Annotated in this window: 8 protein-coding genes; 4 read left to right on the top strand and 4 right to left on the bottom strand. The window is 69.0% G+C overall.

Features of this window, described 5'->3' with window-relative positions:
• Nucleotides 1–41: 41 nt before the first annotated feature.
• Nucleotides 42–824 carry an Rv0361 family membrane protein gene (locus tag ACRDUX_RS16215; protein WP_526415038.1) on the bottom strand — a complete coding sequence of 261 codons (783 nt, stop codon included), beginning with the start codon at nt 822–824 and terminating at the stop codon, nt 42–44.
• A 100-nt stretch (nt 825–924) separates the two neighbouring features.
• Between ACRDUX_RS16215 and ACRDUX_RS16210 the strand changes: the two genes are divergently transcribed.
• Entirely contained in the window at nt 925–1,341 is a 417-nt protein-coding gene (locus ACRDUX_RS16210; protein ID WP_526415037.1) for a DUF3151 family protein, read from the top strand.
• On the opposite strand, the gene ACRDUX_RS16205 is transcribed toward ACRDUX_RS16210, so the two are convergent.
• The 3 genes from ACRDUX_RS16205 to ACRDUX_RS16195 form a co-directional block, all read right to left on the bottom strand.
• A complete protein-coding gene (locus tag ACRDUX_RS16205; protein ID WP_526415036.1) occupies nt 1,338–3,086 on the bottom strand; it encodes an FUSC family protein in 1,749 nt (582 codons plus the stop codon). The two genes, ACRDUX_RS16210 and ACRDUX_RS16205, sit on opposite strands and share 4 nt — an antisense overlap.
• 9 nt (nt 3,087–3,095) lie before the next feature.
• Nucleotides 3,096–3,875: a site-2 protease family protein gene (locus ACRDUX_RS16200; protein WP_526415035.1), complete on the bottom strand. Its 780-nt coding sequence runs from the start codon at nt 3,873–3,875 to the stop codon at nt 3,096–3,098.
• Nucleotides 3,876–3,949: 74 nt separating this feature from the next.
• Nucleotides 3,950–4,570 (bottom strand): peptidase M50, encoded by a 621-nt coding sequence (locus ACRDUX_RS16195; RefSeq protein ID WP_526415034.1) that lies wholly within the window; start codon nt 4,568–4,570, stop codon nt 3,950–3,952.
• A 92-nt stretch (nt 4,571–4,662) separates the two neighbouring features.
• Here ACRDUX_RS16195 and ACRDUX_RS16190 point away from each other — a divergent pair, with 92 nt between their 5' ends.
• From ACRDUX_RS16190 to ACRDUX_RS16180, 3 genes are all read left to right on the top strand, one after another.
• The gene (locus ACRDUX_RS16190) at nt 4,663–5,958 is read left to right on the top strand and encodes an adenylosuccinate synthase (RefSeq protein WP_526415033.1); all 1,296 of its coding nucleotides are present in this window, start codon (nt 4,663–4,665) and stop codon (nt 5,956–5,958) included.
• Nucleotides 5,955–6,578, top strand: a complete 624-nt coding sequence (locus tag ACRDUX_RS16185) for a PaaI family thioesterase (RefSeq protein ID WP_526415032.1) — start codon at nt 5,955–5,957, stop codon at nt 6,576–6,578. The genes ACRDUX_RS16190 and ACRDUX_RS16185 overlap by 4 nt, the downstream gene beginning before the upstream one ends.
• A gap of 70 nt (nt 6,579–6,648) precedes the next feature.
• Nucleotides 6,649–7,297 (top strand): hypothetical protein (locus ACRDUX_RS16180; protein ID WP_526415031.1); only part of this gene is annotated, 649 nt, incomplete at its 3' end.

Below are 7,297 nucleotides of genomic sequence, written 5' to 3'. Positions count from 1 at the left end.
CCGTTGCGCCCAGCGCAACCACGCGCGCCGAAATCGCACGGTTACTGGGGGGCTTGGCAGATCTTCCACTGCTCGTCGCGGAACTCCAGATCGAAGCTCCGCGTCGAGCGGGTCGACGGGTCGAAGGCCATGAACGACGTGACGTTGGCCTCCGCGTGGTTGTCGTTGACGACGACCTGATCGATGCTCGCCACGACGGGGTACTGCCTGGCGGCGGCGACGCGCGAGTGGATGTCGTTCCACTGCCCGTCGTCGTACCTCACGTAGCCGTCCGCCGTCTCGCCGCACGTGATGGTGCGCAGCGTCGAGAGGTCGCCCTTCTGGATCGCGGAGTCGAAGTTCTGGATCGTCGTGCGCACCATGTCCTCCTGCGACACCGCAGGAGGGTCGTCACGGGTGAGCAGCACCGTGCCGAGGATGGCGACCGCGGCCAGCGCCGCGATGACGAGCACCACCGCGATGACCCAGCCCCAACTGCGGCGGCGGCCGGGCGGTTTCTGAGAATCGCCACGGCCGGGAATCAACTGGGGCGCAACGGATCCGGGCTGTGCGATGGGCCCCGTGTTGGCGCCTGCCGCGGCGGCGCCTGCCGGGGCCTCCGAAACGGACATGATCTCGGTGGCTGGCTCTGGCGCGGTTTCGATGATCTGCGTCTTGCCCGCGTCGAACCCCGATGGGGCGGTGAATCTGCGCTCGGGTTCATTGGCCTCGGCGGCTTCTGTTTCGGCAGCCAGGCTGACCGAGTCGATCACCTCGGTCTCGGGCGCGGCCTCGTCGCTTCCGACCGGCTCGCTGTTCTCGTCCGTCCCCGATGGGTTCGACATCCGTGCTCAGCCCTCCCTCGTGACTACTGCAGAGCTTATCCATCCACGCTGGGCGATGCCTGCGACGAACACGTAACGATCCGCACGGCACAATAAGCGCATGACACACATGGGCGACCTGCTGGGGCCTGATCCGGTCCGGCTTCCCGGCGACACCGAGGCCGAGGCCGAGCTGGCCGCCGGCGAGAATCCGGCGATCGTCGCCGCCGCGCATCCATCGGCGTCGGTGGCCTGGGCGACGTTGGCCGAGCAGGCGCTCGACGACGACAAGGCGGTCACCGCCTACGCCTACGCGCGCACCGGTTACCACCGCGGTCTGGACCAGCTCCGCCGCAACGGGTGGAAGGGCTTCGGCCCGGTGCCCTACTCCCATCCGCCCAACCGCGGTTTCCTGCGCTGTGTCGCCGCGCTGGCGCACGCCGCCGACGCCATCGGTGAGACCGAGGAGTACCAGCGGTGCCTGGACCTGCTCGACGACTGTGACCCCTCGGCGCGCGCGGAGCTCGGCCACGCTTAACGGGAGTTCTGCCGCAGAGCGTCGCGCAGCGCGGTGACGTCGTCGGCCAGGAAGTCGGGGAAGGTCTCCAGCTCCGGTGGCGGCGTCGCAGTCCGCACTGAGATGGCGAGCCCGTGCAGCTGCGTTTGGTAGGCCCGCGCATCCCCGGCTCCGAACAGCGGGTCCGTCCCGTGTTTCTCCATCTGCCAGCAGGCGGTGATCGTGCCGTACGCGATGTGCTCGGTCGCGAGGACGGCCGGTTGCAGCCGCTCGCCGGTGGCGCGCAGGACGGCCGAACCGGCTTCGGCGGCGTCGGCGGCGTCCCGCAGGTCGATCGCCGCCAACTGCAGGTCCCGGCGCGCGGTCCTGGCCGCGAGGGTCGACGTGTCGGCGGCGAGGTGGGCGGAGGTCGCCGCGGCGGCGTCGAGAGCGTCGGCAATGGAGTCGACGAGCCTGCTGGACTCCTGGAACCGGCTGGTCACCAGGAAGACCGCGACGCCGACGGCGCATCCGACCAGGGTGTCGCTGCCCCTGGCGAGCAGCAGTTCGGCGATGTCGACTTCTCGGGTGCCGGTGGCGATGGTCAGCGCGGCGGCGGTGATGAAGACCGACGCCAGCCCGTAGTTGCGCACCACGAGCATCTCGATCACCAGCTGCAGAGCCGCCAGGATCAGCGCGAGCCACAATCCCTGCGGGTGCAGCCAGAGGATGCCCGCGGCGAGCGCGAGGCCCACCCAGGTGCCCGACAACCGGTCGGCGCCCCGCCGCAGGGTGCGGCTGCGGTCTGCGCCCTGGTGCAGGATCAGGACCGCGGCTGCGATCGCCCAATAGGCGTGGCCGATGCCCAGCAGCGACGCCGCGGCGCCCGCGAGCGGTGCCGCGATCGCGACCCGCACCATGACGTGCCGGATGTGCGATCCGGGTCGGAGCGCCCGAAGCAGCAGGGTGGACGCAGCGGGGCGGCCGAGCGGAACCCGGTCGGTGTCGCGCGTCGCGACGGTCTCGGGAGGAAGCGCGAGCGCGGCGATCCCGCGAGCGGTCGCGGCGGCATCGGGGGCAGGCTCGTCGCCGACGGCGGCCGCCGACATCGCGTCGGTGAACACGACGTGCAGCGCGTGGTTGGCGGCGCGCAGGAGCTGCAGCGTGCCGTCCGAGCGCTCGACGAGCTGAAAGCTGATCAACGCGTTCCACGCCGCGTGCAGAGCGGTCGCGGCGCGATGCCGGGCGGCGAGCTCATCAGGCGACCCGATCGCCTCGGCGTAGGCGGCCACCGCCGCGCCTGCCGCCGAGACCGCGGCGCGCTCGGGGTGGCGTCGACCGCGCAGGGCGCCCGCCATCTGCACCAGCCACGCCACCGCCCCACCCGAGAGCACCAGGGCGCCGGTCTGCCATGGCGCCAGGTGCTGCGCCGACACCCCCACACCGGCCGCACAGGCCAGCGCGAACACGTACGCGCCGGGCGGCCCGACCGCCAGCGCGTTGCACAGCCACACGGCGGCGACCGCCACCGCGGAGACGACGGCGACTCCGAGCCACGGCACCTCGGCCGCCCAGCAGCCCGCCGCGACCGCGGCGGCGAGTGCCACCGAAACCACGGCCAGTTGAATGCCGCGGTTCAGATATGGCCGGTCACCACCGAACCGTGAGGTGAAGGCGCCAAGGGTGGCGAGCAGCCCGGACCCGACGTTTCCCGCCGCCCAGCCCGCGACGACGGGAATCGCGGTGCTGATGGCTGCGCGCACCGCAATGGGCCACCGTGGGTTCATCGGCCCGATCTAGAGCCAGGCGGACCAGAACCGCGTGAGCTGGCTACCGATCGACACCAGGCCGCCCGGCACGTTGGACAGATCGAAGAACCACAACACGATCGAGAAGAACCACTGATTCAGCAGCGGGGCGAACAGCAGGACGAACAGGATCAGGAAACCCCATTGCTTGACCGGTTCGAGCATGCGCTGCGTCTCGTGCTTCAGATGTGGTTCCAGCGCGCCGTACCCGTCCAAGCCAGGGATGGGCAGCAGGTTGAGCAACACGGCAGTCACCTGAAGGAAGCCAAGGAACGCGACGGCCGACCAGAAGACCGCGTGCGCGGGGTCGAAGAAGACCCGGGTGAGCACCAGCAGCACGATTGCCAGCACGACGTTGGCGAACGGCCCCGCCAGGCTCACGATGGTCCGCTGCCGCTTGGTCATCGACCAGGTGCGCAGATACACCGCGCCACCAGGAAGGCCGATCCCGCCGAGGGCGATGAACACCACGGGCAGCCCCAGCGACAGCAGGGGATTGGAGTACTTCAGCGGGTTCAGTGTCAGGTAGCCGCGGATCTCGACGTCGTGGTCGCCGAAGCGCCACGCGGTGTAGGCGTGGCCGAATTCGTGCAGGCACAGCGACACCAGCCAGCCGAATATGACGAAGACGAAGACCCCGACATAGGCCAGTGGCGTGCGGTCGAATTGGGCCAGCCACGCAACCACTCCGCCGACGGCGGTGATCGCCACGATCGCCAGAAAGATCGGGCTCGGGCGCACCGACTGGCGCAGCGGACGGATGCTCACCACACGAAACTACTTCAATTCCCGAGTCGCTTCGCTCTCCCCCGCAAGCGGGGGGACCCCCAGCCCGCCGTACTTCAACGAACCGATAACCAGCCCTGCGTGTTGCGGTAGAACGTCGACCTCCGCGCTGGGCGAAGCGCCATGGTGCCGTCGCGCACCACCAGGGTTCCCGTCGTCCCAAGCTGCGCGGCGCGCCCGGTCACCCAACGTCGCGGTCGCATCCAGCCGGTGAGAACGCGGGCGCGCAGACCGGGCAGCTCGGAGGTCGGCTCGATCCGCACGCCCGTCACGTCGCCGTCGAACAGCACGGTGTCGTCGACGACCGCTTCACCCGCGACGGTGCGCGCGGTGTCCCCGGGTGGCAGCCAGAGGGCCGCGCGGGCCAGCACGGCACCCGTCTCGTCGCGGATCAACGGGACCCGTCGGGCCGCCGCGGTGCGCGCCCGGCGGGCTGAGAGGCCCCGCCGGACGAACGCGACCTCGACGTCGAGGCGGTCGGCGCGCAGCAGCCGCGACAGCACCACCGCGAGGTCCCCGTGCGTTCCAAGCACGATCAGCCGCCGCGCGTCGACCACGGCGTCCACCTCGGCCGGATCGGCGACGGACACGGCGGGTAAGTCGGCAAGGGGCCGGGGCACGCGACGGCCGCCGAAGCTCAGCACGACGACATCGGGGGAGGCATCTGGGGTGGCCAACGCACTCCTTGCAAACAGCAGGGGATCAGGTCAGATAGGGTGTGTCACCGGCTGCCACAGTATCGAGGCAGAGATGAGCGGGAGAGAACGCCATGCCGGCAATCGTCCTCATCGGCGCCCAATGGGGCGACGAGGGCAAGGGAAAGGCCACCGACCTTCTCGGTGGTCGCGTCCAGTGGGTTGTTCGATACCAGGGGGGGAACAACGCCGGGCACACCGTCGTCCTGCCCAACGGTGAGAACTTCGCACTTCACCTCATACCGTCGGGCATTCTGACGCCCGGTGTCACCAACGTGATCGGCAACGGCGTCGTCGTGGATCCGGGGGTGCTGCTCACCGAGCTCAAGGGTCTCGATGACCGCGGCGTCGACACCTCACGCCTTCTGATCTCGGCCGACGCGCACCTGTTGATGCCGTACCACGTGGCGATCGACAAGGTGACCGAGCGCTACATGGGCAGTAAGAAGATCGGTACGACGGGTCGCGGCATCGGACCGTGCTACCAGGACAAGATCGCGCGCATCGGCATCCGCGTGGCCGATGTCCTCGACCCGGAGTCGCTGACTCAGAAGATCGAGGCCGCACTGGAATTCAAGAACCAGGTGCTCGTCAAGATCTACAACCGCAAGGCGCTCGACCCGCAGGAGGTGCTCGAGGCGCTGCTGACGCAGGCCGAGGGCTTCAAGCACCGCATCGCCGATGCCAGGCTGCTGCTCAACGAGGCACTGGAGAACGGCGAGACGGTGCTGCTGGAGGGCTCTCAGGGCACCCTGCTCGACGTTGACCACGGCACGTATCCCTATGTCACGTCGTCGAATCCGACGGCGGGTGGTGCAGCCGTCGGCTCCGGGATCGGGCCGACCCGCATCACCGCGGTGCTTGGCATCCTGAAGGCCTACACCACCAGGGTCGGGTCGGGGCCCTTCCCGACCGAACTGTTCGACGAGTACGGCGCCTACCTGTCCAAGACCGGCGGCGAGGTGGGCGTCACCACCGGGCGGGCCCGTCGCTGCGGCTGGTTCGACGCCGTGATCGCCCGCTACGCCACCCGCGTCAACGGCATCACCGACTACTTCCTGACCAAGCTCGACGTCTTGTCGAGCCTCGAGACCGTGCCGGTGTGCGTGGGCTACACCGTCGATGGCAAGCGCACCAATGAGATGCCGATGACCCAGAGCGACATCGCCCGCGCCGAACCCATCTACGAGGAACTGCCCGGTTGGTGGGAGGACATCTCCGACGCACGCGAATTCGACGACCTGCCCGCCAAGGCGCGCGACTACGTCCTGCGTCTGGAAGAGCTTGCAGGCGCCCATGTTTCGTGCATCGGCGTCGGGCCAGGGCGGGACCAGACGATCGTGCGCCGCGACATCCTGGCTCCGCAGTGACAGAAGCGGACCCGGAGTACGACCGGCACGGCGGGTTTCCCCTGTTCGAACCCGCAACGCCAGGACCGGGTTTCGGACCGTTCCTGGCGTCGATGCGTCGGTTGCAGGACCTCGCGGTGTCGGCCGACCCGGACAGCGACACGTGGATCGACGCGGCCGCCCGCGTCGAGGAACTCGTCAAGCTTCTCGACCCGTTCGAGGCGCCAGAGGGCGTCGGTCCGGCCAGCCGGGTGCCCACCCTTCCCGGTTCGGGCAGCCTGCTCATGCCGCCCTATCGGGTGACCAGATTCGAAGCCGACGGCGTCGAATTGACCGTGCAGTTCAGTCGCTTTCACGTCGGTGGCAACTCGGCCGTCCACGGCGGGGTGCTACCGCTGCTGTTCGATTCGACGTTCGGCATGGTGATCCACGCCGCGGGCCGACCGATCAGCCGCACCGGTTTCCTGCACGTCGACTACCGCAGCGTCACGCCGATCGACGTCGAACTGAACGCGCGGGCGTGGATCCGCTCGGTCGAGGGCCGCAAGGCGTTCGTCAACGCCGAACTGCGTCGCCCCGACGGCACGCTGTGCGCGGAGGCCAACGGATTGATGATCCGGCTGCTCCCCGGCCAACCCTGAGCGCGCCGCGAATCGCGAGCGCACTGCAGTTTCGACCCGTTTACGGGGTTCGCTCTGTCACCATGACGCGGTGAGCGAACACCCCGCGGCCAAGCAGCTCCGCATACTCTCGACTCCTCGGGCGGCGGCAGTGGCGGGCGTTCTGTTCGCGCTGCTGTTCGGCACCGCTCTCGTCCTGATCCGGACCGCGCTCCCCGACCACCCCGAGATCGGCACCCCATGGTTGGACGGCGCCAAGACGAAGGTCCGCATCGCGGCCATCCTGATGCCGTTCTCCGGCATTACGTTCCTGTGGTTCATCGGGGTGGTGCGTGACGGCTTCGGCCGCTTCGAGGACAAGTTCTTCGCGTCGGTGTTCCTCGGGAGCGGACTGCTGTTCCTTGGGATGACGTTCGTCGCCAGCGCAGTGGGGGTGGCGCTGTCATCGACTCACGGGTTCGGGGCCGACGCCGACGTGGTCGCGTTCGGCCAGACGCTGATGACGACCCTGACCAAGACCTATGCGCTGCGCATGGCTGCGGTGTTCATGATGTCGCTGGCCACGATCTGGCTCAAGACTTCTCTGATGCCGCGGTGGCTGGTGTACACGACCTACGCGGCGTCGGTGGCGCTACTGATCTCGGCCGACGTGAGCATGTGGATCACGCTGGCCTTCCCGGCGTGGGTGCTGGTGGTCAGTCTGCTGGTGCTGAACCGCGCTGGCGTCATCGACCTCGACC

The sequence above is a fragment of the Mycobacterium sp. genome, assembly GCF_050701675.1.
Taxonomy (GTDB): domain Bacteria; phylum Actinomycetota; class Actinomycetes; order Mycobacteriales; family Mycobacteriaceae; genus Mycobacterium.
The sequence above is the reverse complement of the archived record's forward strand: the minus strand, read 5'-3'. Positions and strand labels throughout refer to the sequence as shown.